The organism is Jiangella muralis (genome assembly GCF_001270745.1).
In the GTDB taxonomy this organism is placed as follows: domain Bacteria; phylum Actinomycetota; class Actinomycetes; order Jiangellales; family Jiangellaceae; genus Jiangella; species Jiangella muralis.
Genome location: NZ_LFXL01000030.1, coordinates 14,212 through 38,707, shown reverse-complemented (window position 1 = coordinate 38,707; position 24,496 = coordinate 14,212). Strand labels below are relative to the sequence as shown.

Here is a 24,496-nt window from a genome sequence, read left to right as displayed (position 1 = left end):
CGGTCGCAAGACCTTGAAGTGTCCCCCGTCCGACCGAATCTTCGTGTGGAGAGATACATGACCGACCGAGCCCTACCGACCGGCGTCGTGACTCCGCTGGTGGTGTTCCGCACCGAGGACGGCGCGCCGGATCGCGCCGCCACCAAGGCCCTGGTCGAGCACCAGATCGCGGCGGGCGTCCGCGGCCTGCTGGTCAACGGCTCGACCGGGGAGCTGGGCAACCTGGCCCCGGCCGAGCGGTCGGCCGTGCTGCGCGCCGTCGTGGAGACGGCGGCCGGCCGGGTGCCGGTCTGGGCCGGCGTCGCCGGGCTCGGCACCGCCGACGCCGTGACGGCCGCCCGCGAGGCCGAGGACGGCGGCGCCGACGCCGCGCTGGTGCTGCCGCCGCTGTTCTTCGACACCAGCGACAACGAGCTGGCCGAGCACTTCCGCACGGTCGCCGCGGCCATCGGCATTCCGGTGCTGGCCTACGACGTGCCGGCGCGAGCGCCGCGGAAGCTGCCGGTGCCGCTCGTGCGCGACCTCGCCGAGGAGGGCGTGCTGCGCGGCCTGAAGGACTCGTCGGGCAACCTGACGGCGGGACGGCAGCTGTGCGCGGCCACCGAGCACGTGGCCGGCTTCGCCACCTACCTCGGGTCGGAGATCACCCTCGACCTCGCCGCCTACCTCGGCTTCGACGGCGTGGTGCCGGGACTGGCCAACATCCTGCCCGGGTCCGCGGTCACGGTGTTCGACGCCGCGCGCTCCGGCGACCCGGCTCGCGCCGCCGAGGCCCAGCGCACCTACCAGCGGCTGCTGGGCATCCTGGACGTGCCGCTGGACGGCGCCGGGTTCTCGGCCCGCGCGATCGCCGCGATCAAGGTGGCCGCCGCCGTCGTCCTCGACCTGCCGGCGCCCGGCACGACGGCGCCGTTCACGCAGCCCGACGCCGCGTTCGTGGCGGCGGTGACGGACCTCGTCCAGCAGGCGCGGACGCCGTGATGACGGCCCTGACGTCTGAGGTGGAGGTCACCGGGAGTGGTGTCGTCGTCGACGCCGTGCCGGCCATGTTCCCGGGTCTCACCTGGGCCGGCGACGAGCTGCTGGCGAGCTACTCCACGGTGCCCGACGGCTGGCCGGGCGGCACCGTCGGCGTAGTACGGTCCGCTGACGGCGGCCAGAGTTGGTCGCCGCCGCACACCGTCGCGGAGCCGGCGGACGGCCTCGATGCCGTGCTCAACGCCGTCGGTCTGACGACCCTGCGTGACGGCACCGTCCTGCTGCCGTACAACGGCGTGCGCTGGACGCCGGGGGAGGGCGTGGGCGGCCGGGTCATCAGCCTGCACCTGCTGCGCTCGGCCGACGGCGGCCGGTCCTGGACCGGCGGCGCGCCGATCGACCTCGGCTTCCACGGGCCGTGCGTCTACGGACGGCTGATCGAGCTGCCCGGCGGCCGGCTGCTCTGGCCCGTCTGGGGTCAGCGCAGCGTCGCCGAGCGGTGGCGGTCGGCGCTGCTGGAGTCCGCCGACGGCGGCCACGAATGGTCCGTCGGCCCGACCATCGGCTACGACCCGGACGCCCGGCTGGCCGGCGCGTACGCGACGCCGGCCGAGGGCGGTCTCGGCGCCGACGGGAACCCGGATGTCGCCCGCGCCGCTGACCCTGACTTCCGCCCGCACAGCCCGATCGACGGCTTCACCGAGACCACGGTGGTCCCCACCGGTGACGGCCGGCTGCTGGCCGTCCTGCGCCAGCAGGGCGTCGGCGGTGACGACACCATGCAGTTGTTCCGCTCCGAGTCGGCCGACGACGGCGCCACCTGGACGACGCCGGAGCTGATCGGCTTCGCCGGGATGTCGCCGCTGCTGCACCGCGCGGCGGACGGGACGATCCTGCTGGCCACTCGGCGGTTCGCGCCCGAGGGCGGTCCGACGCCGCCGGGCGTGGAGGTGCGGGTCAGCCGGGATGCCGGCGGTTCCTGGTCCGCGCCGCTGCCGCTGCATGACCCGCACGGCTACCAGCACACGGCGGAGTACCAGTGCGGCTACCCGGCGATGGCCGATCTCGCCGACGGCTCCGTGCTCACCGTCTTCTACAGCTACGCGCCCGGCCGAGGCCGGTTCCTGGCCTGGAACACCCTGCGCTTGGGAGGAACCCGATGACGCGTTCGCCCGCTCTTCTCGCGCTGGCGACCGGCGTGGCGCTCGCGCTCGCCGGTGCCGCGCCCGCTCCGATCGCCGCCGATGCCGTCGAGGCGCCCGACCCGGCGCTGCGTGTCGTCGACGCCTGGGACGTGACCGGCCCGGAGACCTTCCCGGACGAGCCCGCGCCGCTGCCGGCCCAGCGCCCCGCGCTCACCCGCGCGCCCAACGGCGACCTGCTGGCCGCGTTCAACACCTCCGGCGACGCCCACCCGGGTGGTCAGCTGCGGATGATCAGGTCCACCGACGAGGGCCGGACCTGGGGACCGTCCGAGGTCGTGGCCGAGCCGAGGCTCTTCGGCCCGCGCGGCAGCATCTCGGCCACCCGCGGCATCGCCACGCTGTCCGACGGCACCATCCTGCTGCCGTACAACGACGCGGTGAACCACACGAACTACAACAACCGCGAGTCGGTGCTGTTCGTGGCGCGGTCCACCGACAGCGGACAGACCTGGACGGGGCGCGACGAGCCGGTCGCGCTGCCGATCCCGATCCGCGAGGCGCACGTCGGCGGCAGCCGGATCCTCGAACTGGACGACGGCACCCTGCTGCTGCCGATCTGGGGCGCGCTCGAGCTGGTCGACGGGTGGGAGACCGACCCGATGCGCTGGCGCTCCGGCGTGCTGCGCTCCTTCGACGGCGGCCAGACCTGGTCCGACTACCGGACGATCGCCTACGACCCCAACAACCCGCCGCAGTTCCCGCCGTTCCACAGCGCCAACTACACCAGCGGCGCGAACGAGCTGGCCCTGCACGAGCTGCCGGACGGCCGCATCGTCGCGGTGGTCCGCTATGCCACGGGGGTCGGCCCGAACCGCGCCCAGGTGTACCTGTCCTACTCGTCCGACGCCGGCGCGACCTGGACGGCGCCGGTGGCCACCGGCCAGCAGGCGGAGGCGCTGTCGCTGACGTACGCGCCCTGCACCGACCGGCTGGCCGAGGGCCAGGCCAAGCTGATCATGGGCCATCGCGAGCTCGACGCCGCGGGCACCCGGATCGGCCAGGCCGCCCTGCACACCTCCTTCGACGGCGGCGTGACGTGGACCGGCAAGGTGCGGCTGCGTGACCCGTCCGGCGCGACGAACCTGGGTGCCGCCACCGGCGAGCCGGACTTCCTGCGGCTCTCCGACGACCGGCTGCTCGTGCTGTTCCAGGTCTTCCTGCCGGGGCAGCCGTCGAAGGTCGTCGCCAACGTCGTCGAGGACGCCTCGGACGCCGCGACCTGCCAGGCGCAGGCCGACGCCGCGGCCGCGACCGCGGAGACGACACCCACGTTCTTCGTCGACCGCGCGGACCGGGACCAGTGGGCCTGGCCGTTCGCCAGCCGCAAGGTCAGCCACCCGGCGACGACCACCGTCGGCGCCGTGATCGATGCGACCGCCGCCGGCCTGTCCTGCGCCGGCCCCGGCCTCCGGCTGACCCTGGACGGCCGGACCCTGGACCGGTCGGACACCCTGGCCGCGGCCGGTGTCGGCAACGGATCGGTGCTGCAACTGAGCGGGCCGCCGCCGAGCCGGCCGTGGCGGGTCGGGTTCGCCGAACTGGACACCGCACCGGAGACCCGGCACGTCTACGGCTGGGACCGGGCCTGCGCGCCCGCGTCCCTGGCGCTGGACTACCGGGCCCGCTCGCTCGGCCTGGACGTCCGCATCCCGGCCGCCCACGGCATCAGCGCCGTCGAACTGCGCGACCGGGATGCCGCGACCCGGCTCACCGGCGCGGACTACCGGCTGTTCAGCAGCCCGGACAACGAGACCTACACCGAGATCACCGGCTGGTCGTTCAGCTCCCGCGTGGTCGACGGCCGGGTGGTGCACCGGTTCGACGGCCTCGCGGTGACCGACCGCTACCTGAAGATCCATCAGCCGCACACGACCACGTCGTACAGCTTCGTGCTGGCCGACGCGCGCGCTGACGTCAACGTGGAGTTCGCCAGCCGGCGCCGTTGAGGCGCCCGGCTCGACATTGGAGGGGCACTACCGTGATTGGACGACGTAATCGGTCGATCGCCGCAGCACTGGCCGGCCTGGCCCTGCTGGCGGCGGCCGCCTGCTCCGGTCCCGACGAGGACACCGGTTCGACGGGCGGCGAGTCCGGCGCGCCCGCCGGCGACCGCGAAGTGACGGTCCAGCTCTACCAGGCGCCGCGCGGCTTCAGCCCGCTGCTCGCCTCGATCGGCCCGGACCACTTGATGGAGCAGCTGCACTGGGACTCGCTGGTGTCGGCGACCGCCGACGGCGAGTACGGCCCGCGCCTGGCCGAGAGCTGGGAGGTCTCGCCGGACGGCAAGACCTGGACCTTCCACCTGCGCGACGACGTGCTGTGGAGCGACGGCGAGCCGTTCACCTCCGAAGACGTGCTGTTCACCTACAACGTGTACGCCAACCCGGCCACCGGCAGCGCCTACGCGGGCAAGTTCGGCACCGTCACCGGCGCCGCCGCACTGGCCGACGGCACGGCCGACGCCGTCGCCGGCTTCCAGGCGCCGGACGAGCACACCTTCGTGATCCAGCTCGACGCGCCGAACGTGGCGCTGCTGGACGAGCTGGTGCAGCCGATCCTGTTCATCCTGCCGCAGCACGTGGTCGGCGAACTGCCGCTGGAGGGCCTGGCGGACAACCCGTTCTTCCGCGAGCCCACCGTGGGCCTCGGGCCGTACGTGTTCCAGCGCTGGGTCACCGACGACCAGGTCGAGTTCGCGGCCAACCCGGAGTACCGCGACGAGCTGGGCCTGGACCGGATCTTCACGCAGTACGTGACCACGGACGTCGCGACCGCCCAGCTGGAGACCGGCGAGATCGACTTCGCCCAGGTGGCGGCGCCCGACGTCGCCCGGGTCGAGGGCCTCGACGGCGTCACGCTGCACCGCGCCGACGGCCCGGGCGTGCTGGCGCTGCACACCGCAATCGACTCCGGCAAGCTCGCCGACCCGCGCGTCCGCCAGGCGATCATGTACGCCATCGACCGCGAGTCGTTGGTCGAGGAGGTCCTGGCCGGCGAGGGCAAGGTCGTCGACACGCTGGTGCACGGCCCGGAGTGGGCGATGCCCGACGACCTGACGCACTACGGGTACGACCCGGACAAGGCGCGGGAGCTGCTGGCCGAGGCCGGCTGGGACCCGGCAACCCCGGTCCGCCTCGAGATCGTCCCCGGCCAGCGCGACCGGGACACCACGATGACGATCGTCGCCGCCCAGTTGCAGGAGGTCGGCATCAACGCTCAGGTGCAGCCGTACGAGGCCGCACAGCTGTCCGAGTCGATCGGCAACCGCGACTTCGACCTGCTCATCTCCGGCTACGGTCTGTTCACCATCGACCCGGCGTCGATGAACGCCCGGCTGATGTGCGCGCAGGTCGGCGGCGCGAACATCTCCGCGTACTGCAACGAGGAGCTGGACGCGCTGCTCCAGCAGGGCATCGCCACGACGGACCAGGCCGAGCGCGAGTCCATCTACGCGCAGGCGCAGAAGATCGTGAACGAGGAGGTGCCGATCTTCGTGCTCTACGTGCCGAACACGCTCGCGGCCACGAGCGACCGCCTGCAGGGCTTCGAGCTGAACCCGTCAGTGGTCGACGCCTTCTGGAACGCGGCCGACTGGACCGTGAGCAGCTGACGTGCTCGCTTTCATCGTCCGCCGCCTGGCGATCTCCGTCGTGGTCCTCGCCGGCATCAGCGTGCTGCTGTTCGTGCTGCTGCAGCTGATGCCGGGGGACCCGGCGGAGATGATGGTCGACCCGTTCAGCTTCAGCGGCGACCGCGCGGCAGCCGTCCAGCAGCGGCGCGAGGAACTGGGCCTGGACCAGTCCATGTTCGTGCAGTACGTGCGCTGGATCGGGGAGTTCGTCCAGGGCAACCTCGGCTTCTCCTACAGCACCCAGCGGCCGGTGACCGAGGTCATGCTGGAGCGGTTCGGGCCGACGGCACGGCTGATGGGGACCGGGCTGGTCATCGCGCTGCTCGTGGGCATCCCGGTCGGCATCCTCGCCGCGATGCGGCGCAACACCGCCGTCGACTACGGCGCGACGGTGCTCAGCCTGGTGGCCATCTCGATCCCGAGCTTCTTCGTCGCGCTCATCGGGATCTACGTGTTCGGCCTGAAGCTCGGCTGGCTGCCGACGGCCGGGATCAACAGCCCCGGCGGCGGCGGGTTCGTGGACTCCGTCCGGCACCTGGTACTGCCGGCCGCGATCCTCGGCCTCGCGCTGGCCGGGCCGTACGTGCGCTACGCACGCGCGGCGATGCTGGAGGTCCTCGGCCAGGACTTTCTGACGACGGCCCGCTCCAAGGGCCTGGCGCGACGGCGGGTGATCGGCCGGCACGCGTTGCACAACGCGCTGATCCCGCTGGTCACCGTCGTCGCGGTCCAGATCCCGACGCTGTTCGCCGGCGCCGTGATCATCGAGCAGATCTTCGCCTGGCCGGGGATGGGCCGCATGGCGCTGGACGCGGTGCGCGCTCGCGACTATCCGATCCTGCTCGGGTTCGTGATGGCGGTCGCTGTCCTGGTGCTGCTGTGCAACCTGATCGCCGACGTCGCCTACGCGATCATCGACCCCCGCATCCGACTGTCTGGAGCACGCGCATGACCGCACTGGACACCATGACGACGTCGGCCGGGCCGCCGGAGGGGCAGGGCTCGCTGTCGCCGGGTCAGCTGGCCGTCCGGCGGTTCCGGCGGCACAAGGTGGCGGTGGCCGGGCTGGTGGTGCTGGTCCTGTTCGGCCTGGCCGCCATCGTGCTGCCGTTCTTCCTGGACGACCCGAACGCGGTGGACCCGACGGCGATCCGGCAGGGCCCGGGCGACGGGCACCTGCTGGGCACCGACTCGGCCGGACGCGACGTGCTGGCTCGCCTGGTCGCCGGTGGCCGCGTGTCGCTGCTGGTCGGGCTGAGCGTCGCCGCCCTGACGACGACCATCGGGCTGGTGCTCGGCGCGGTCGCCGGGTACTACCGCGGCTGGGTCGACGCGGTGCTCAGCCGCGTCACCGATGTCGTCCTGTCGTTCCCGACGCTGATCATCGTGATCGTCGTGGTGGCCTTCGTCGGGCCCAGCGTGCCGGCGCTGATCCTGGGCATCGGCCTGTTCCACTGGCCGGTCGCGTTCCGGATCGTCCGCGGCCTGACGCTGTCGCTGCGCGAGCAGGACTCCATCCAGGCGGTCTCCGGGCTGGGCGCCGGCCCGGCCCGGGTGCTGCGCAAGCACGTCGTGCCCGCCGTCGTCGCGCCGCTCACGGTGGTCGCGACGCTGGAGGTGGCCCAGGCCATCCTGCTGGAGGCGGCGCTGTCGTTCATCGGACTCGGCGTTCCGCCGCCGACCGCCAGCTGGGGGAACATGCTCAACGAGGCGCAGTCGCTGACCATCCTGGAGTCGATGCCGTGGCTCTGGCTGCCGCCGGGCATCGCGATCGCGCTCACCGTCCTCGCCGTGAACTTCGTCGGCGACGGCCTGCGCGACGCCGCCGACCCGAGGGCGGCCCGATGAGCGAGCCGCTGCTGTCGATCGAGAACCTCGTCACCGAGTTCCGGGTGGAGGGCGGCACCGTCCCGGCCGTCAACGGCGCCGGCTACCAGGTGATGCCGGGCGAGACCGTCGGGGTGGTGGGCGAGTCCGGCTCCGGCAAGAGCGTGACCGTGGCGTCCGTGCTGGGCCTGCTGCCGTCGTCCGGCCGGGTGGTGTCCGGCACCGCCCGGTTCGCCGGACGCGACCTGCTCGCGATGCGCGAACGCGAACTGGAGCAGGTGCGGGGCCGGGACATCGGGCTGGTCTTCCAGGACCCGATGACGGCGCTCAACCCCGTGATGACCATCGGCGAGCAGATCGCCGAGAGCCTGCGCCGGCACGCGTCGATCTCCCGGCGGGCGGCGGCCACGAAGGTGGCCGAACTGCTCGCGGAGGTCGGCATCCCGTCGCCCAAGGAGCGGGCGCGGCAGTATCCGCACCAGTTCTCCGGCGGGATGCGCCAGCGGGCGATGATCGCGATGGCCATGGCGAACCGTCCCCGGCTGATCATCGCCGACGAGCCGACAACCGCGCTGGACGTCACCATCCAGGCACAGATCCTGGACCTGCTCCGGCGGGTCCAGCGCGAGCACGACGCCGCGCTGGTGATGATCACCCACGATCTCGGCGTGATCGCCGAGATGACAGAGCGGGTGGTGGTCATGTACGCCGGCCGGGTGGTGGAGACCGCCGACGTCGACTCGATCTTCCACCATCCCCGGCACCCGTACACCCGGGGCCTGCTCCGCAGCCTGCCCCGGCTGGGGGAGCGGCGGGACGAGCTGCCCGCCATCGGCGGACAGCCGCCGGACCCGCGCCGGCTCCCGGACGGGTGCGCGTTCCGGGTGCGCTGCGACCTGTCCGGCGGACGGGCGGAGTGCGGATTCCAGCCGGCACTGTCGGAGGTCGCCGCCGGCCACGTCAGCGCCTGTCACTTCCACGGTGAGCTGGCTGAGGAGGGGGTGGCATGAGCGGCAACGATCCGCTGCTGGCCGTCGACGGGCTGGTGAAGCACTTCCCCGTGCGCGGCGGGGTCCTGCAGCGCCAGGTCGCCACGGTCCGCGCGGTCGACGGCGTGTCGTTCGAGATCGGGACAGGGGAGACGCTGGCCCTGGTCGGCGAGTCCGGCTGCGGCAAGTCGACCGTGGGCAAGACGATCATGCGGTTCCACCCGCCGACGGCCGGCACCGTCCGGTTCGACGGCCGTGACCTCGCCACCATGAAGGCGCGCGAGTTGCGTGCCGTCCGGCGCGACATCCAGTTCGTCTTCCAGGACCCGTTCGCCTCGCTGCCGGCCCGCATGCCGGTGGGCGACATCCTGGCCGAGCCGCTGGAGATCCACGGTGTGGGCGACCGCCGGTCGCGCCGGGCCCGAGTGGTCGAACTGCTCGAGCTGGTCGGCCTGGGCGCCGACTCCGTCAACCGCTACCCGCACGAGTTCTCCGGCGGGCAGAGGCAGCGGGTCGGCATCGCCCGCGCGCTGGCGCTGGAGCCGCGGCTGCTCATCCTGGACGAGCCGGTGTCCGCGCTGGACGTGTCGATCCAGGCCCAGGTGATCAATCTGCTCGCGCGGCTGCAGCGCCAGCTCGGCGTGGCGTACCTGTTCATCGCCCACGACCTGGCCGTGGTCCAGCACCTCGCGCACCGGGTGGCGGTCATGTATCTCGGGCACATCGTCGAGTACGGCGATGCCGGCACCGTCTTCACCCGGCCGGCGCACCCGTACACGCAGGCGCTGCTGTCCGCCGTGCCGGTGCCGGACCCGCGGCTGCGTGACCTCGACCGCCGGATCCTGCTCAGCGGCGACCTGCCCAGCCCGGCCGACCCACCGGCCGGCTGCCCGTTCCACACCAGGTGCTGGAAGGCCGAGGACCGGTGCCGGGAGGAGCGGCCGGTGCTGGAGATCCGCACCCCCGGCGGCGCGGGCACGGCCTGCCACTTCGCCGCCGAGGCGGAGTTGACCAGCGGACCGGCCGGGAGGACGGCGTCGTGAGAGAGGGAATGTGGCGCTACGCGGACCGGTTGCCGGCTGTCGCGCCCAAGAGCATCGTCAGCCTGGGCGAGGGCGGCACCCCGGTGCTGGACCTCACCGAGTCGCTCGGCCGCCGGCTCGGCGTGGCGTCGGTGGTGGCGAAGGCAGAGGACCGCAATCCGACCGGCTCGTTCAAGGCGCGCATCGCGTCGGTCGCGTACTCGCTGGTGAACGAGCGCGGTCTGGCCGGGACGGTCGGGACCTCCTCGGGGAACGGCGGTGCGGCGGCCGCCGCCTACGCCGCGGCGGCCGGGTCGCGGGCCATCCTGTTCACGCTCACCGACACCGCGCCGGTGAAGCTGCGCGAGATCCTGGTGATGGGCGCGACGGTGCACCGTGTGGCCGGGGTCGGGCACGACGCCGCGTCCACCCGCGCCGTCGCCGACGCCATCGCCGAGCAGGCGGAGCAGCGGGGCTTCGCGCCGATGCTGACCGCGTTCCACTACGCCCCCGAGGCCATGCAGGGGGTGTCGACGATCGCGTTCGAACTGGCCGAGCAGGCCCCGGAGCTGACGGCGCTGTACCTGCCGGTCGGCGGCGGCGGCCTGCTCACCGGGGTGCACCGCGGCTACCGCGAGCTCGGCCGGACCCCGCGCCTGGTCGGTGTCCAGCCATCCGGGTCCGCGGCGCTGCGCCGCGCCCTCGACGGGTTCCCCGGCGGCATCGCCGGGACGGTGCGGACGACGGTATCGGGGCTGCAGATGGCGGCGCTGTACGACACCGACGGCGCCGTCGGCGCGGTGCGCGAGTCCGGCGGGCACGCCGTCGAGGTCGCCGACGAGGAGATCTGGCAGGCGCAGCAGGAACTGGCGCGGTGCGGCCTGCTGGTCGAGCCGGCCGGCGCCACCGCACTGGCCGGGCTGTTCGCCGACGCCCGGGCCGGACGGCTGCGGCCCGACGACCGGGTGGCGATCGTGCTCACCGGCGCCGGCTACAAGGACCGGGACGCGCTGCGGCGGATGGCCCCGGCCGACGACGCGCCGGTGATCCCCGCTGGTGACGTCCCCGCCCGGCTCGACGCGCTGCTCGGGCGGACGCGATGACCGCGGCGTGGCACGAGCACCGGGTCCTGGCTGGCTCGGATGGGCCGGGGCTGGACGTCCACGAGCTGGACAGCGGCGTCCCCGGACCGACCGTCGTGATCCTCGGCGGGGTGCACGGCAACGAGGTCGGCGGCATCGTGGCCGCGGCCCGGCTGACCCGGCTGGCACTGCCGCTGCGCGCCGGCCGGTTGCGCGTCGTCCCCGTCACGCACGAGGCGGCCTACGAGGCGGACAGCCGGGTCGGCCCCGGCGACGGCCTCAACCTGGCCCGGGTGTTCCCGGGCCGGCCCGCCGGATCGGCCACGGAACGGCTGGCGCACCTGGTGACCGAGCAGCTGCTGCGCACCGCCGACGTCCTGGTCGACCTGCACACGTCCAGCCCGGACACGGACATGCCGCTGTTCGCGGGCTGCCTCGACGACGGGTCGGACGCGGCGAGCCGCGCGGTGCGGCTGGCGGTGGCCTTCGGCGCTCCGGTGGTGTGGACGCACGGCAGGCTCGGTCCCGGGCGCACCCTGACCGTGGCCCGAGAGCTGGGCGTCCCGGCCATCTATGCGGAGTCGCCGGTGGGCGGTGTTCTCGACCAGCGGTACCTCGACGCGTACGTGTCCGGCGTGCGGCGGGTACTGGCCGATCTCGCGATGCTCCCCGGCGAGGCGGCGCAGGGCGCTACGGTGCCGGTATGGCTGCACGGCGACGGTGACGTCGACACGTTCTCTCAGGTCGCCGTGGGCGGGATGTTCCACGCGGAGGTCGCACTGATGGACCGGGTCGAGGCCGGCCAGCTGGTCGGAACCGTCGTCGACACTCGTGCGCGGGTGCTCGAGCACGTTCACGCCGCAGCCTCCGGTCACGTCGTCACCCTGCGCCGCGCCGCGCACGTCCATCCCGGTACGCCGGTCGCCGGAATCGCTGCCGCCCGACCCGCGCTGCTGGGCCTACCGTCCGACTCGCTCGTCCCCTCTGGAGCACTCCGATGAGCAACGACTCGTCCTATCCGATCCGCGCCGTCGAGCGCGTCTGCGACATCCTCGACCTGGTCCAGCAACGGCCCGACGGCTTGACGCTGGTCGACGTCACCCGGGCCACCAAACTGCCGAAGAGCTCGGCGTTCCGCTACCTCACCGCGCTCGAGGCGCGTGGCTACGTCGAGCGCGGCGAGGACGGCCGCTTCCTGGTCGGGCTGGCCCTGAACTCCGAGCGGCTCGACGTCATCACCCAGCGGGTCCGCCCGTACCTGGAGAAGCTCCGCGACGAGTTCGGCGAGACCGTGAGCCTCGGCATGTTCGACCGCGGCGGCGTGTACTACCTCGCGATCGTCGAGAGCCAGCGGGCCACCAGGACGGTCCAGCGGCCGAACGTGCGGTACCCGATCCACGCCTCGGCGTTCGGCAAGGTGTTCACCGCGTGGCGCCCCGACGCCGACGTGCGCGAGCTGCTGGAGCGCGAGGGCATGCCGCGCTACACCGAGCACACGATCACCGACCCGGACGCCTACCTGCGCGAACTGGCTCGGATCCGGGAGCGCGGCTACGCCATCAACGATCGCGAGGGCGAGCCGGACAGCCGCTGCGTCGCCGTGCCGGTGCACGGCCTGCGGCTGCCGATCTCGATGAGTGTGTCCGCGCCGCTGTCCCGGCTCAGCATGGACGACGTCCCGATGGTCGCCGAGGCGCTCACCGAGGCGGCCCGCGAGTTCTCGGCGCTCTCCACCCGGCCGCGGGACCAGTCGGCGCCGGACGAGTCGGCCACCACCCAAGGGGGTGGCTGACGGAGCTGGAGCGGTCCGGCGACGCGGTGCCGCTGGTGTCGTTGTTGCGGCACATCGCGGAGCTGCCGGAGCCGCGCGTCGTGGTCGTCGAGGACCTCGACGAGCGCCCGGTCGGTGCCCTGTGGGGTGAAGTGATGGCGAACATCCACCGTGCTCACGGCTGCGTCGGCGCCGTCACCAACGGCGGCGTCCGCGACATCGACGAGGTCGGCTCCCTGGGTTTCCGGTTCTACGCGAGTTCGGTGCTGGTGTCGCACGCCAACGCCCACCTGGTCGAGGTCGGGGTGCCGGTGCGGGTCGGCGGGATGGTCGTCGAGCCCGGCGCGTTGCTGCACGGCGACTCGCACGGGGTCGTCGAGGTGCCACGCGCGATCGCTGGTGAGGTCGCGGCGGCGGCGCACTCGGTGGAGACGACCGAGCGGGAGATCATCGGCCACGTCCGGCAGGGACGACTCGACGTCGAGAGGTTCGGCGACTTCCTCGCCGCCTACGAATAGCTGACTGGCGACGGTCCTGCCCACCCGCCGCGATGACGGGTAGGCAGGACCGTTTTCGTCCCGTATGCTTCAACAGTTAGAACCGAGCGTTCCAGCTAGTGGAACATTTGCCGATTCGCCGGCAGCTGGCTCGGTTTCCCGTCACCGCCTGGGAGGCGAGGTTGTCCACCGTTCTCGAGCGCTCCGCTGCGTTCTCCAGCCGTGCCCGCGAGCTCACACCGGGCGGGGTGCATTCGAATGTCCGTCTGAGCGCGCCGTCGATCTTCTTCGAGCGGGGCGAGGGTGCCTGGCTCTACGACGCCGACGGCAATGACTACGTGGACTACCTGCTGGGGCAGGGCCCGAACTTCCTCGGCCACGCCCCGGCACGGGTGAACGACGCGGTGGCGGCCGAGGCCCGGCGCGGATCGGTGTTCGGCGCCAACCACGTCCTCGAGAACGAGGCGGGGGAGCTGTTCCTCGACACCATCGGCTGGGCGGAGCGGGTGCGCTTCGGCGTCACCGGCACCGAGTCCGACCAGGCAGCGCTGCGCTTGGCCCGCGCGGCCACCGGCCGGAGCCGGTTCGTCCGCTTCGCCGGCACGTACCACGGCTGGTTGGACAACGTCCTGATCGCCATGGTCGACGGCAAGCCGCAGCCGGCGAGCGCCGGCCAGCTGTCGCACGGCCTCACCGAGTCGTACGTGCTGCCGTTCAACGACGCCGCGGCGCTGGAGTCGACGCTGGCCGAGCACGACGACATCGCCGCGGTGATCGTGGAGCCGGTCATGTTCAACAACGGCGCCATCCCGCCGTCCGAAGGGTTCCTGGCGCAGGTGCGCCGGCTCTGCGACGCGCACGGCGTAGTGCTCATCTTCGACGAGGTCATCACCGGGTTCCGGGTCGCGCTGGGTGGCGCCGCCGAGCGGTTCGGGGTGCGGCCCGACCTCGCCGTCTACGGCAAGGCGATGGCCGGCGGCTGGCCGGTGTCGGCGCTGGCCGGCTCCGCCGCGCTGATGGACCGGTTCGCCAACGGCGTCGTTCATGCGGGCACCTTCAACGGCTCCGTGCCGGCCTGCGCCGCCGTCATCGCCAGCCTGAAGGCGCTGCGCGAGGACCCGCCGTACGCGCGACTGGAGGAGTACGGCGATTCGCTGATGGACGCGATCGTCGAGATCGGCCGCGACCACGGCCTGCCGCTGCGTGCGCAGGGCCTGCCGATGGCCTTCCACGTGTCCTTCGGCGACCCCGCCCCGGTGCACGACTACGCCGGCCTGGCCGGCCTCGACCTCGAGCGGTACGCGGCGTTCTCGCACACCCTGGCCGACCACGGCATCTGGGTCGCCGCCCGCGGCATCTGGTACGTCTCGGCCGCACACGCGGACAAGGAGTTGGCGGCGACGCTGGAGCGGTTCGACGCCGCCGCGGCGCAGGTGTCCGCTTGATGCGGCTGGCGATGGTGGGTTTCGGCCACGAGGCGAACACGTTCGCCCCGTCCGCGGCGACGCTGGCGGCGTGGGACCGGGCCGGCATCCTCGAGGGAGAGGCGATCCGGCAGCGCTACGAGCGGTCGGAGTCCATCCTCGCCGGCTACTTCGCCTACGCGGCCGAGGACCCCGCCGCCGAGGTCGTCCCGCTCGTGTTCAGCTGGATCACGCCCACCGGTGCCAGCACGGCCGAGGCATTCGAGCACTTGACCGGCCTCATGGTGGCGCGGCTGCGCGACCAGGGCCCGTGGGACGGCGTCCTGCTGCCGCAGCACGGCGCGGCCGTCGCGGACGGCTACCCCGACGCCGACGGCGAGTTCCTGCGGCGCGTGCGCGATGCCGTCGGCCCGGACGTCGCGATCGGCGTCACGCTCGACCTGCACGCGAACGTCTCGCGGCAGCTGGTCGACCACGCCGACGTCGTCACCGTCTACCAGACCAATCCGCACGTCGACGCGCGTGAGCAGGGCCTGGCCTGTGCCCGGCTGCTGGGCCGGACGATCCGCGGCGAGATCCGGCCGGTCACCGCGCTGGCCGAGCTGCCGCTGGCGGCCGGCATCCTGCGCATGGGCACCAGCCAGGAACCCATGCTCAGGCTGCTCGCCGGGGCCCGCGAGCACGAACGCCGTACCGGGGTGCTCTCGGTGAGCCTGGTCGAGGGGTTCCCGTACGCCGACGTCGCCGAGATGGGCATGTCGGTGATCGCCATCGCCGACGGCGATGCGGCGCTCGCCGCCGACGTCGCCCGCTCCGTCGCGGCCGACACCTGGGAGCACCGCGCCGGCTTCGTCGGAGCGGCACCCGGTACCGACGAGGCGATGCGGCAGGCCGGCGCGGCGGACGGCGGCCCCGTGGTCGTCCTCGACATGGGCGACAACGTCGGCGGCGGCAGCCCCGGCGACTCCACCCACCTGCTGCACGCGGCCCGCCGGCTCGGCGTCACCGGAGTGGCCCAGTGCGTCTACGATCCCGCGGTCGCGCTGTCGTGCGCGGCCGCCGGCGTCGGCGCCCGGGTCGAGCTCGCCGTCGGCGGCAAGGTCGACGACCGGCACGGCAGCCCGTTCCCGATCCGCGGCGAGGTCATCGCGGTGACCGACGGCCGGTTCGAGGACCCGTCGGCCACCCACGGCGGCGCCCGCGTCTTCGACCTGGGCAGGTCGGCGGGCGTGCGCACCGACGACGGCTTCCTGCTGGCGCTGCACTCGCGGCCCGAGGGCACCTGGAGCCGGCTGCAGTTCAGCACCCTCGGCATCGAGCCGGCCGACGTGCCGATCATCATCGCCAAGGGGGTCCATGCGCCGCGGGCGGCGTTCGAGCCGATCGCCAGCCAGTTGATCTGGGCCGACACACCCGGCTCCACCAGCGCCGACCTCACCGCGTTCGACTTCCACCATCGCCGCCGGCCGATGTATCCGTTCGAGCCCGACGCCCGGTTCGACCCGGAGTCGGTCCGATGAGCCGGCTGGCCGGCCGGGTGGCACTCGTCACCGGCGCTTCGCGCGGCATCGGAGCCGCCGCGGCGCGTGCCTTCGCCGCCGAGGGCGCGGCCGTGGTCCTGGCCCACGAGCCGCGCGTCGACCGCAAGACCGAGGCGGCCCAGCTCGCCGACGAGCTCGCGGCCGACGGCGCTCGGGTGGTCACCGCGGAGGCGGACCTCGGCGACCCGCGCGGGCCGTCGGACCTGGTGGAACAGGCCCGGCGCGCGCTGGGCCCGATCGACATCGTCGTGGCGAATGCCGCGGCCGGCGGGCACGCGCGCTGGCAGGACATCACCGTCGAGCAATGGGACCACGTGCTGGCGGTCAACCTGCGCGCCACGTGGCTGCTGGCCCGGGCCGCGCATCCGGACCTGGCCGCCTCCGGGCACGGCGCCATCGTCACCGTCACCAGCATCATGGCGGAGACCGGCCAGCCCGGATCGCTGCACTACACCGCGAGCAAGGCGGGCATCATCGGGATCACCCGGGCGCTGGCCCGCGAGCTCGGGGCCGACGGCATCCGCGTCAACGCCGTCATGCCGGGAGCGATCCGGACCGAGCAGGAGACGGAGCTGTTCGCGGACGAGCGGGTGCTCTTCGACGAGGTCGTGCCGCAGCAGTCGCTGTCACGCCGCGGCTACGCCGCCGATCTCGCGCCGACCTTCGTCTACCTCGCCAGCGATGACAGCGCGTTCGTGACCGGCCAGGTCGTCACCGTCGACGGCGGCTGGGTGTTCCGATGAGGGCAGGGGGAGAACCATGAGGGACGAGATCGACATCACCGGCGCGCCCGATCCCGCGACGGCGACGCCGGAGCAGATCCGCAAGTACAACAACCGCTCCGTCGAGCGGGTCGTGTCGATGCTCAACGTGCTGCAGGAGTCGCCGGAACCGATGGCGCTGGTCGAGGTCCACCGTTCCATCGACATGGCCAAGGCCACGGCGTTCCGGTACCTGTGGACCCTGGAGCGGCACCGCTACGTCGAGCGCGACGCCCAGGGGCGCTACCGCCTCGGCCTCGGCTTCGTCGGCATGCAGTCGCGGGACCTGGACATGCTGAAGGAGCGGGCCCGTCCATGGCTGGAGAAGCTACGCGACGAGACCGGCGAGACGGTGAACCTCGGCGTCCTCGACGGCAACACCGTGCGCTACGTCGAGGTCGCCGAGAGCCTGCGTCAGGTGCGGATGGTGAGCGCGCCCGGCGCCCGCGACCCGCTGTACTGCACGGCGCTGGGCAAGGCCATCGCGGCGCAGCTGCCCGAGGCCAGGGTGCGCGAGCTGCTGCACCAGGTCGAGATGCCGCGGCGCACCCCCAGCACCATCACCTCCCTCGACCGGTTCCTCGAGGAGCTCGAGCTGGTCCGCCAGCGCGGCCGCGCCCTCGACGATCAGGAGAACGAGGAGGACGGCCGCTGCGTCGCCGTCGGCATCGTCGGGACACGGGTCCCGGCCGCGTTGAGCCTGAGCGCTCCGGCCAGCCGCTTCCCCGTCAAGGACGTCCCGAGGATCGCCAGGACGCTGACCTTCGCCGCCGCGCGGCTCATGGGTGATCCGCGGGCCGCTCAGCAGAACGAGGGTTGAACGCGCCCCTCACCTACGCGAGCGCAGGTGAGGGGCGCGTCCACGTGCCGATGGCCGGATCAGCTCAGTTCGTTGTAGGGCGCGCCGAGCTCGGCGATGACGGGCTTGGCCACGGTGAGACTCTTGCCTGCGGCGTCGGCGGTCATGCCGATGCCGAAGGTCACCGATCCGCTGGCCGGGAACAGGCAGACCTGGGAGATCTCGCGCCAGGCCGTCGACGACGCGGGTTGGGTGTCGATGCCGGACGGGCCGGTGCGGAGGCTGGTGCCGACGCCGGCGGCCGATTGCTTGACGGAGATGCCGAAGTAGACGTGCTTGCCGGCCAGCTCCGGATGGTCGGCCGCGTTGAGCGTCACACCCCAGCGGGCACTCTGCGTCGAGCCGGCGATGACGTAGGTCGGCGCGCCGCGGAACTTCCCGGTTCCGGCGGTGAAGGTGCCCGGCACCGTGGCGGTGTCCACCACGGTGAACTGGCTCAGCTCCGGGCAGTAGTCGTGGCGGTGGACGTGGCGCATCGTGGTGTCGTGCAGGGTGGTGTGGGCGCCGCTCAGATTCAGCACCTCGACCGGCTGGGTCGGCACCTGGGTGCCGAGACAGACGACCTGGTTGTCGTCCAGGCGCACCCCGCGGACGAGGCTGCCGCCGCCGGTCGCGCTCGATCCCACGCGCAGGACGATGAACGGGGTGGTGTCCGTGGGGCGGAAGTCCGAGTAGCGATTGATCGCGTTGTTGTGCAGGTTCAGCGACCGGTCGACGGCGTAGGCGTGGACGAAGCTGTTGGTCCGGAAGCTCGCGACGAAGTTGTTGGCGATCGTGACGTCGTTGTTGGGCTTCGCCGCGGCGACGGTGGTGGCCGGGGTGGCGGAGGCGTTGCCGTTCAGGATGATGTCCGCGCGCACCAGGGTGCCGCTCATGTCGAGGCCGTCCTCGGCGTTGTCCTCGATGTAGCAGCTGGAGATGGTCAGCGAGGTCAGCCCCTGCTGGGCGTAGACGCCGGTCTTGCGGTTCCCCTCGATGGTGCAGCCGGTGATCCGCGTCGACAACGTCTCGAAGGGGAAGTTGAGGCCGATGCCCTCGTTGAAGTAGATCTTGGAGTTGACCACGTTGAGCTGGTTGACGGCCGGGCCGGTGAAGCGGATGCCGTCGCCCTTGTTGATCGACAGCTCGCATTCGAGGACGTCGTTGCACCACCCGTACCCGATGCCGAGGCAGGCGGTCAGCGTCTGGTTGATCCAGAGCCGCCGGAAGACGGAGTGGGTGATCTTCTCCGAGTAGATGCCGTAGCGGGCCCGCAGCGATCCGTCGATGCAGAGGTTCGCGAACTCGTAGCGAGAGTTCTCCGCGGTGTCGGTGAACGCGAAGACCGCGTTGATCGGCGTCGCCGGGTTGACGCTCGAGGAGACCTTGATGGTGGTGTAGCGCCAGGTCCCGACGCTGCGCATGGTGTCGCCGAGGATGCGCAGCCCGGCCTTCGCCGAGTCGATCATCAGCGGGGCGGAGACGATGTAGGGCCGGGCGGTGGGGAAGTGCAGGACCGCGCCCTCGACCTGCGCCGTGTTGATGGCGAGCTGGATGGCCGCGGTGTCGTCGGTGCTGCCGTCGCCCTTCGCGCCGAACCACCGGACGCTGAGCTGACCTTCGTAGATGCGCTTGAACCGCAGGCCGGACGTCGACACCACGACGGTTCCGGTGTTGTCGGCGCTGGTGGTGTCGGCGGCGGTGTGGCGGAAGTGGCCCTCCTGCCCGGGCGAGGTGACGTAGAAGACGTCGCCGTCGGCGACGCCGCTGGTGGTGGCGCGCAGGTCGGCCAGGGTGCAGCCCGTGACGGGCGCCGCCGCGGCCACCGCCGTGCGCCGGCGCTCGGGGGTGGAGCGTTCGGCCGCGGTGGCGGACGCCGTGGGGAGCATCGCCGCGACGGTGACGCCGCCGGCCGCGGCGAGTACGGCACGGCGGCCCATGGCCGAACCCGCCGGCTTCGGCTCCACCGGGACGGGACGAGCGGTTCCATCGGACATAGCAGGCCTCGCTTCCTTGAGGGGACATTGCCGGTCCTGACCCGGACCGGCGCCGGGGGACGGCGCCGGCCCGGCTGGTGCTACCGGGTCGTCGCGCTGGCGCCCCGGATGCGCCGCAACAGGTCGAGCCGTGCGTCCCGGCCGGAGGCGAAGCCGCTCTCCCGCAGCCGGGCCAGCTCGACATTGGTGCTCGGGCCCTCCCGCACCGGTCCCGCCCCGAACCACCAGGCCTGGTCCGGCTGGTGCCGGTGCAGATCCTCGACGTCGATGTCCCACGACTCCGTCAGCGGGATCGGCAGCGGCCAGCCGCCCTCATGCGGATAGGTCATCAGCCCGCGGGCCAGGAAGGCCGAGCTCAGCCCGACGGACTTCGGCTGGACGATGCACAGGTCGGTGCCGGCGAGGCGGTGCTGCCAACGCCAGTAGTCGTAGCAGATGACCTGCCAGCCGGGCGTGTCCGCGAGCAGCCGGTCGAGGTTCAGCTCGTGCTGGACGAGGTACTTCTCGTTGGCCGTCTCCGCGATGGTCGACAGCCGGCCGTGGAAGTCGTTCGCGCGGCAGACGTCCTCCAGCTTCGTGAGGAACGCGATCCGCAGGTCCGTGACGAAGTCGCGCCAGGCGGGGAAGTCGAAGTTCCGCGCATGGAGGACGCGGGTGGTGCCGACCCCCTTCGCCCGGGCCCAGGTCTCGAACCGGGCCGCCGACTCGTCGGTGTACTGACCCGAGGACTCCAGCTCGAACATCATGCCGTCGGCCTGGGGGAAGAGCTGGCACAGCTCGGCCGCGACCTGCAGCCCGGCGTCGAGGACCCGGGGGTCGGTCAGCGTGTACACGCCGACGTCGGTGCCGAGGCCGAACCCGCCGCACTCGTCCACCACGGTGTGCGGCTCGCCGAACGGGAACCGGTCGCGGACGTAGAAGCTGAGCACGGCGCCGAGCGTGACCTTCAGGCCGGCGGCGTGCGCCAGGTCGATGATCGCGTGGATCAGCTCGTTGTCCGAGGCGATCGCCGCGTTGTCCGGGTCCTGGTCGAGGAAGTCGAGCCGCGACCGGTACCCCGTCGTCCACCATTTGACCATCAGCAGCAGGTCGTCCATGCCGTGCTCGGACATGTCCGCGATCAGCGTGCGCCAGTCGTCGAGGGTGTAGAACTCGGCACCACCGCAACCCGGAGTGGTGTACTCCCAGAAGCCGTGCCGGGTCGCCGTCACGAGGCCGGCCGCTCGATGGCGATCAGCTGATGGCCGTCGATCTTCGGCACCGTGAACTCGACGAACCCGTCGACGTGCTTGAACGCGACCTGCTGCTCGCCGGGGGCGAGGAGCACGGCGCTGGGCGCCGCGGCACAGCGGACCCGCACCGGAACGTCGTACAGCGGCAGCGTGTCCTCGACGACCTCGACCTGGGGCGCTCGGGTCTGCGGCACGTAGTGCATCAGGTGGACCAGGAGACGGCCCGGCTGTTCGGTCACCGTCGCCTGGAGCGTGGTCGGCCCGCCGGCCCGCACGACGGGGTCGGGCAGCAGCTGCCCGAGGAGAGCGGCGACCACGTCGCGATGCTGGGGGTAGGCGTAGGTCGCGTAGTCGGTGAACAGGTTCGGCCCGATGTAGACGGTGCTGTCCGTGCCGACGATCGCGGCGCTGTCCGTCGGCGCCTGCGGGGGCACCTGCGCCACCTGGAAGTGCTCGTAGTCGTTGGCGGCGAAGTACGGAGCCCAGTAGCGCGCAAGGGTTCGCCCGTCGTCCGCGGGCACGGGCACCTGCCCGGGCAGGTAGGCGATGTGCACCCCGGGCGCCGGCGTGTCCGCGTCGGCGAGCAGCTCGAAGTACTGGTGCTCGTACGGCCAGTCGGTGATCTCGTCGACGCCGAACAGCGACCGGGCCGACGGGTCCGCCTCGGCGCCGAGCGAGCGGCCGGTCGCGAGCAGCTTTCCGCCACCGGCGACGAAGGCGGCCAGGCGAGGCAGCAGCGTCGCGGACACCTCGTGCCGGTCCGGCAGGATCAGCACCCGGTAGGGGCTGAAGTCCGCCAGGTCATCGACCAGGTCGAACTGGTGGCGTAGCTGGCTCAGCATGGCGTTCGCGCCGCGGATCTCCGCCGACTCCGCCGACTCGGGCTTGATGAGCACCCCGATGTCGGCCACCGGGCGAGCCGCGTCCGTCCACGGCTGCAACTGCTGGATCCGGGCGAACGTCCGGCCGATCCGGTCGTAGGTGGTGGCGTTGAGCACGCCGTGCGGGTGGAGATGATCGCCGACGGCGACGGTCGTGCCGTGGGCGATCATCGCCGCGCACTCGTAGTCGGTGGCGGCCTGGTTCCGGACGCTGCCGAAGTCGCCCCAGCTCCGATGGAAGGCGCCGGTCATGCCCATCAGCTCGACGTCGTACTGACGCATCGCGCGGGCCGCGAGGGGGAAGTGGCCGTAGCCCCAGTCGCCGCCCGGCAGGGATTCGATCTCCAGGTGCCGGTACCGGCGCGAGACGCGGCGCAGGTACTCCGGGGGCGACCCCATGACCAGCTGGCCGTTGACGAACACCGAGGCGTCCGGCCGGGTGGTCAGGACGCTGCCGAACATGCGGGCCAGGGACCGGTCGATCATGTCGGCCATGTGCGCCTGGTTGCCCTGGCGGTCGTCCGGGTCGATGCCGGCGGCCCGGCGCTCCGACGTGCAGTACTGGCAGAAGCAGATGGAGGCGTCGCTGAGCGCGCGGCCGTACTGGACGTTGTCGAAGAAGAGGCCGTCCACGTCGTAGCGGCTGACCACCTCACCGGCCATGGCGGTGACCTCGTCCAGGTACGGCGTGTTCAGGCAGATCTTGCCGAGCTCGCCCGCCACCGGGCCCGCGGGGCCGAACAGGCCTCGTGCCAGCCCGCTGCGGTCCAGGACCCGCCAGCCGCCCTCCTGATTCCAGACCCGCTGGTCGTACATGACGCTGAGGTACGCCGTGACCTGGATGCCGCGGCCGTGCAGCGCGGTGATCTGCTCGCCCAGCAGGTCCCGGTCGAGTCCCGGATGGCGGACGCCGATCTCGGTGGGGTAGTAGGCCATCCCGTGATGGCACTTGGCGAACACGGTGATCGACGAGACCGAGGCCTTGACCAGCGTGTCGGCGAACTCCTCGGGGTCGAAGTCCCGGCCGACGCCGGGGATGGCCGGAGACGTGTGGAAGTCGAGGTGGATGTGCCTCGACGGCAGGGCGCGCCCGGGGCGTACGGCCGGTGCGGTCTCGGGAGCTGTCATGGAACGGTCCACTCCTTCATGGCCAACAGGTTCAAAGCGACGTATGGTCGTGAACCCTAGGGCTGGCCCAATGGCCAGTCAATAGCCTGAACTCAGTGAATATGACGCTTGACGGGGTTTGGCGCCGCCCCTATATTCATGACCGCTTCGACGTTTGGTACTGCTACGACCAACCTGGATGGGCAGAGCCCGCTCACGGCGAGAAAGGATCGTGATGTCGGACGACACCAGCGCAGCGATGAACGCGGGAAGGGCGCCGAGCGGCGCCACGCGGCGCGATTTCCTGCGGTACTCCTCGATTCTGGGGCTGGGTGCCGCCGGCCTGCTGACGGCGGCCTGCGGAGGCCAGCAGCGGCAGGCCAGCGAGCCGCCCGCGGGTTCGCCCGCGACGGGCGGTTCCACCGAGCTGTACCCGGAGGCCGAGGCCAAGGCGATGCTCGAGAGCCTCGACTGGCCGGAGACGATGATCGCGGAGCCGGGTGAGCCGGTGAAGCTGACGGTCGCCGGTACCTGGTCCCCGACGCTGCTCGAGCGGCAGCGGCAGTTCGACGAGTTCTTCATGAGCCGGCACCCCAATATCGAGGTCGTCATCGAGGTGACGCCGTTCGCCGACTACCTGCAGAAGTACCTGACCCAGATGGCCGGTGGCACCGCTCCCGACATCATGGTCGTGCAGTACGCCTGGGTGCAGCAGTTCGTGCGGGCCGGCTGGTTCCGGCCGTTGGACGACTACATCGCCCAGCAGACCGACTTCGATCGGGACGACTTCACCAAGCCGGCGACGGCGTTCTACGAACAGGACGACCAGCTCTTCGCGATTCCGTACGACTGCGGCCCGCTGATGCTGTTCTACAACCGCGACCTGTTCGCGAAGTTCGGGATCGACGAGCCGGACGAGAACTGGACGCTGGACGACCTGAAGCAGGCCGCGCTCACCATGAGCACCGGGTCCGGGGTGGACAAGACGTTCGGGCTGGCCGGCGTGCCGTACCCGGACGGCTTCTTCAGCGCCAACTATCTCGCGCCGTTCGGGGGCCGCTACCTCGACGACGACGAGACCAGCTGCCTGCTGGGCGAGCAGGCCTCCATCGACGCCGCGAACTTCTGGCTCGACCCGTTCCTCAACAACGCCATGATGCCCGGCGACGCCGACAACAAGGCCATGGGTGCGGACGCCTTCACCCTCGGCCGGGCCGGCATGGCCATCCAGGGGACCTGGGCCGCGGCCGGGCTGCTCGACCAGGCCGATTTCGACTGGGCCATCGCGCCGTACCCGAAGGGTCCGAAGCGGCACACGACCGCGGCGGCCGGGAGCGGCTTCGCGATCACCGAAGAGGCGAAGAACCCGGACGCGGCCTGGATCTACCTCAACGAGTACCTCTCCTCGGCCGGCCAGACCTTCATGTGGGCCAGCACCGGCCTCGGCAGCCCGTCCCGCTCCTCGGCCTGGCCCGCGTACCTCGAGTCGCAGTACGCGCCGGACGGCGCCGAGTACGCGCTGGAGGCGTTGAACTCGTACGCGACGACCGAGGGCGTCAACTTCGGCCCGGCGACGCCGCAGGTCGACGCGACCGCGTTCCCGATCTGGGACCGCGTCGTCAACGGCTCGCTGTCGGTGGCGGACGGCTGTCAGGAGATCACGGAGTCGGTGACTCCGCTGCTCGAGCAGAACCGCTGAGAGCGGCGGGGGAC

At 72.1% G+C, this 24,496-nt stretch carries 20 protein-coding genes; 17 read left to right on the top strand and 3 right to left on the bottom strand.

Translation table 11 applies throughout. The features are described 5' to 3' along the window. Nucleotides 1-57 precede the first annotated feature (57 nt). From ACW62_RS23800 to ACW62_RS23725, 16 genes are all read left to right on the top strand, one after another. Nucleotides 58-981: a dihydrodipicolinate synthase family protein gene (locus ACW62_RS23800; protein ID WP_053206603.1), complete on the top strand. Its 924-nt coding sequence runs from the start codon at nucleotides 58-60 to the stop codon at nucleotides 979-981. Then, nucleotides 981-2,141: a sialidase family protein gene (locus ACW62_RS23795; protein ID WP_053206602.1), complete on the top strand. Its 1,161-nt coding sequence runs from the start codon at nucleotides 981-983 to the stop codon at nucleotides 2,139-2,141. The genes ACW62_RS23800 and ACW62_RS23795 overlap by 1 nt, the downstream gene beginning before the upstream one ends. Further along, complete coding sequence (locus ACW62_RS23790; protein WP_083460098.1) at nucleotides 2,138-4,129, top strand: exo-alpha-sialidase; 1,992 nt, start codon at nucleotides 2,138-2,140, stop codon at nucleotides 4,127-4,129. The genes ACW62_RS23795 and ACW62_RS23790 overlap by 4 nt, the downstream gene beginning before the upstream one ends. A 32-nt stretch (nucleotides 4,130-4,161) precedes the next feature. Next, nucleotides 4,162-5,793 carry an ABC transporter substrate-binding protein gene (locus ACW62_RS23785; RefSeq protein WP_053206600.1) on the top strand — a complete coding sequence of 544 codons (1,632 nt, stop codon included), beginning with the start codon at nucleotides 4,162-4,164 and terminating at the stop codon, nucleotides 5,791-5,793. A 1-nt stretch (nucleotide 5,794) separates the two neighbouring features. Then, on the top strand, nucleotides 5,795-6,766 hold the full coding sequence (locus tag ACW62_RS23780) for an ABC transporter permease (RefSeq protein ID WP_053206599.1): 972 nt from the start codon (nucleotides 5,795-5,797) through the stop codon (nucleotides 6,764-6,766). After that, nucleotides 6,763-7,662, top strand: a complete 900-nt coding sequence (locus ACW62_RS23775) for an ABC transporter permease (protein ID WP_083460097.1) — start codon at nucleotides 6,763-6,765, stop codon at nucleotides 7,660-7,662. Before ACW62_RS23780 ends, ACW62_RS23775 begins: the two co-directional genes overlap by 4 nt. Then, a complete protein-coding gene (locus ACW62_RS23770) occupies nucleotides 7,659-8,651 on the top strand; it encodes an ABC transporter ATP-binding protein (RefSeq protein ID WP_053206598.1) in 993 nt (330 codons plus the stop codon). Before ACW62_RS23775 ends, ACW62_RS23770 begins: the two co-directional genes overlap by 4 nt. Continuing rightward, nucleotides 8,648-9,673, top strand: coding sequence for an ABC transporter ATP-binding protein (locus tag ACW62_RS23765; RefSeq protein ID WP_053206597.1), 1,026 nt, complete (start codon nucleotides 8,648-8,650; stop codon nucleotides 9,671-9,673). Before ACW62_RS23770 ends, ACW62_RS23765 begins: the two co-directional genes overlap by 4 nt. Next, nucleotides 9,670-10,755 carry a pyridoxal-phosphate dependent enzyme gene (locus ACW62_RS23760; protein WP_157574944.1) on the top strand — a complete coding sequence of 362 codons (1,086 nt, stop codon included), beginning with the start codon at nucleotides 9,670-9,672 and terminating at the stop codon, nucleotides 10,753-10,755. The genes ACW62_RS23765 and ACW62_RS23760 overlap by 4 nt, the downstream gene beginning before the upstream one ends. Next, the gene (locus tag ACW62_RS23755) at nucleotides 10,752-11,735 is read left to right on the top strand and encodes a succinylglutamate desuccinylase/aspartoacylase family protein (RefSeq protein WP_053206595.1); all 984 of its coding nucleotides are present in this window, start codon (nucleotides 10,752-10,754) and stop codon (nucleotides 11,733-11,735) included. Before ACW62_RS23760 ends, ACW62_RS23755 begins: the two co-directional genes overlap by 4 nt. Then, the gene (locus ACW62_RS23750; RefSeq protein ID WP_053206594.1) at nucleotides 11,732-12,526 is read left to right on the top strand and encodes an IclR family transcriptional regulator; all 795 of its coding nucleotides are present in this window, start codon (nucleotides 11,732-11,734) and stop codon (nucleotides 12,524-12,526) included. Before ACW62_RS23755 ends, ACW62_RS23750 begins: the two co-directional genes overlap by 4 nt. A gap of 35 nt (nucleotides 12,527-12,561) precedes the next feature. Further along, the gene (locus ACW62_RS34860; protein ID WP_169792118.1) at nucleotides 12,562-13,023 is read left to right on the top strand and encodes an RraA family protein; all 462 of its coding nucleotides are present in this window, start codon (nucleotides 12,562-12,564) and stop codon (nucleotides 13,021-13,023) included. 161 nt (nucleotides 13,024-13,184) lie between these two features. Next, the gene (locus ACW62_RS23740; protein WP_053206592.1) at nucleotides 13,185-14,447 is read left to right on the top strand and encodes an aspartate aminotransferase family protein; all 1,263 of its coding nucleotides are present in this window, start codon (nucleotides 13,185-13,187) and stop codon (nucleotides 14,445-14,447) included. Next, nucleotides 14,447-15,946, top strand: a complete 1,500-nt coding sequence (locus tag ACW62_RS23735; protein WP_053206591.1) for a M81 family metallopeptidase — start codon at nucleotides 14,447-14,449, stop codon at nucleotides 15,944-15,946. Before ACW62_RS23740 ends, ACW62_RS23735 begins: the two co-directional genes overlap by 1 nt. Next, nucleotides 15,943-16,710, top strand: a complete 768-nt coding sequence (locus tag ACW62_RS23730) for an SDR family NAD(P)-dependent oxidoreductase (RefSeq protein WP_053206590.1) — start codon at nucleotides 15,943-15,945, stop codon at nucleotides 16,708-16,710. Before ACW62_RS23735 ends, ACW62_RS23730 begins: the two co-directional genes overlap by 4 nt. 16 nt (nucleotides 16,711-16,726) lie before the next feature. Then, on the top strand, nucleotides 16,727-17,548 hold the full coding sequence (locus tag ACW62_RS23725; RefSeq protein WP_053206589.1) for an IclR family transcriptional regulator: 822 nt from the start codon (nucleotides 16,727-16,729) through the stop codon (nucleotides 17,546-17,548). A gap of 59 nt (nucleotides 17,549-17,607) precedes the next feature. Here ACW62_RS23725 and ACW62_RS23720 read toward each other — a convergent pair whose 3' ends face one another. From ACW62_RS23720 to ACW62_RS23710, 3 genes are all read right to left on the bottom strand, one after another. Then, nucleotides 17,608-19,506: a right-handed parallel beta-helix repeat-containing protein gene (locus ACW62_RS23720; protein WP_169792117.1), complete on the bottom strand. Its 1,899-nt coding sequence runs from the start codon at nucleotides 19,504-19,506 to the stop codon at nucleotides 17,608-17,610. A gap of 137 nt (nucleotides 19,507-19,643) precedes the next feature. Beyond that, on the bottom strand, nucleotides 19,644-20,774 hold the full coding sequence (locus tag ACW62_RS23715; protein WP_053206587.1) for a hypothetical protein: 1,131 nt from the start codon (nucleotides 20,772-20,774) through the stop codon (nucleotides 19,644-19,646). Beyond that, nucleotides 20,771-22,804 (bottom strand): alpha-amylase family protein, encoded by a 2,034-nt coding sequence (locus ACW62_RS23710; RefSeq protein ID WP_053206586.1) that lies wholly within the window; start codon nucleotides 22,802-22,804, stop codon nucleotides 20,771-20,773. The genes ACW62_RS23715 and ACW62_RS23710 overlap by 4 nt, the downstream gene beginning before the upstream one ends. Nucleotides 22,805-23,018: 214 nt before the next feature. Here ACW62_RS23710 and ACW62_RS23705 point away from each other — a divergent pair, with 214 nt between their 5' ends. Then, the gene (locus ACW62_RS23705; protein ID WP_053206585.1) at nucleotides 23,019-24,482 is read left to right on the top strand and encodes an ABC transporter substrate-binding protein; all 1,464 of its coding nucleotides are present in this window, start codon (nucleotides 23,019-23,021) and stop codon (nucleotides 24,480-24,482) included. Nucleotides 24,483-24,496: the final 14 nt, after the last annotated feature.

Bases quoted from the DNA above. Each gene is read 5' to 3' on its own strand.
- ACW62_RS23770 (WP_053206598.1), top strand. From the start codon at position 7,659: ATGAGCGAGCCGCTGCTGTCGATCGAGAACCTCGTCACCGAGTTCCGG.
- ACW62_RS23775 (WP_083460097.1), top strand. From the start codon at position 6,763: ATGACCGCACTGGACACCATGACGACGTCGGCCGGGCCGCCGGAGGGG.
- ACW62_RS23755 (WP_053206595.1), top strand. From the start codon at position 10,752: ATGACCGCGGCGTGGCACGAGCACCGGGTCCTGGCTGGCTCGGATGGG.
- ACW62_RS23750 (WP_053206594.1), top strand. From the start codon at position 11,732: ATGAGCAACGACTCGTCCTATCCGATCCGCGCCGTCGAGCGCGTCTGC.
- ACW62_RS23765 (WP_053206597.1), top strand. From the start codon at position 8,648: ATGAGCGGCAACGATCCGCTGCTGGCCGTCGACGGGCTGGTGAAGCAC.
- ACW62_RS23725 (WP_053206589.1), top strand. From the start codon at position 16,727: ATGAGGGACGAGATCGACATCACCGGCGCGCCCGATCCCGCGACGGCG.
- ACW62_RS23730 (WP_053206590.1), top strand. From the start codon at position 15,943: ATGAGCCGGCTGGCCGGCCGGGTGGCACTCGTCACCGGCGCTTCGCGC.
- ACW62_RS23710 (WP_053206586.1), bottom strand. From the start codon at position 22,804: ATGACAGCTCCCGAGACCGCACCGGCCGTACGCCCCGGGCGCGCCCTG.
- ACW62_RS23800 (WP_053206603.1), top strand. From the start codon at position 58: ATGACCGACCGAGCCCTACCGACCGGCGTCGTGACTCCGCTGGTGGTG.
- ACW62_RS23790 (WP_083460098.1), top strand. From the start codon at position 2,138: ATGACGCGTTCGCCCGCTCTTCTCGCGCTGGCGACCGGCGTGGCGCTC.
- ACW62_RS23720 (WP_169792117.1), bottom strand. From the start codon at position 19,506: ATGGGCCGCCGTGCCGTACTCGCCGCGGCCGGCGGCGTCACCGTCGCG.
- ACW62_RS23705 (WP_053206585.1), top strand. From the start codon at position 23,019: ATGTCGGACGACACCAGCGCAGCGATGAACGCGGGAAGGGCGCCGAGC.
- ACW62_RS23795 (WP_053206602.1), top strand. From the start codon at position 981: ATGACGGCCCTGACGTCTGAGGTGGAGGTCACCGGGAGTGGTGTCGTC.
- ACW62_RS23735 (WP_053206591.1), top strand. From the start codon at position 14,447: ATGCGGCTGGCGATGGTGGGTTTCGGCCACGAGGCGAACACGTTCGCC.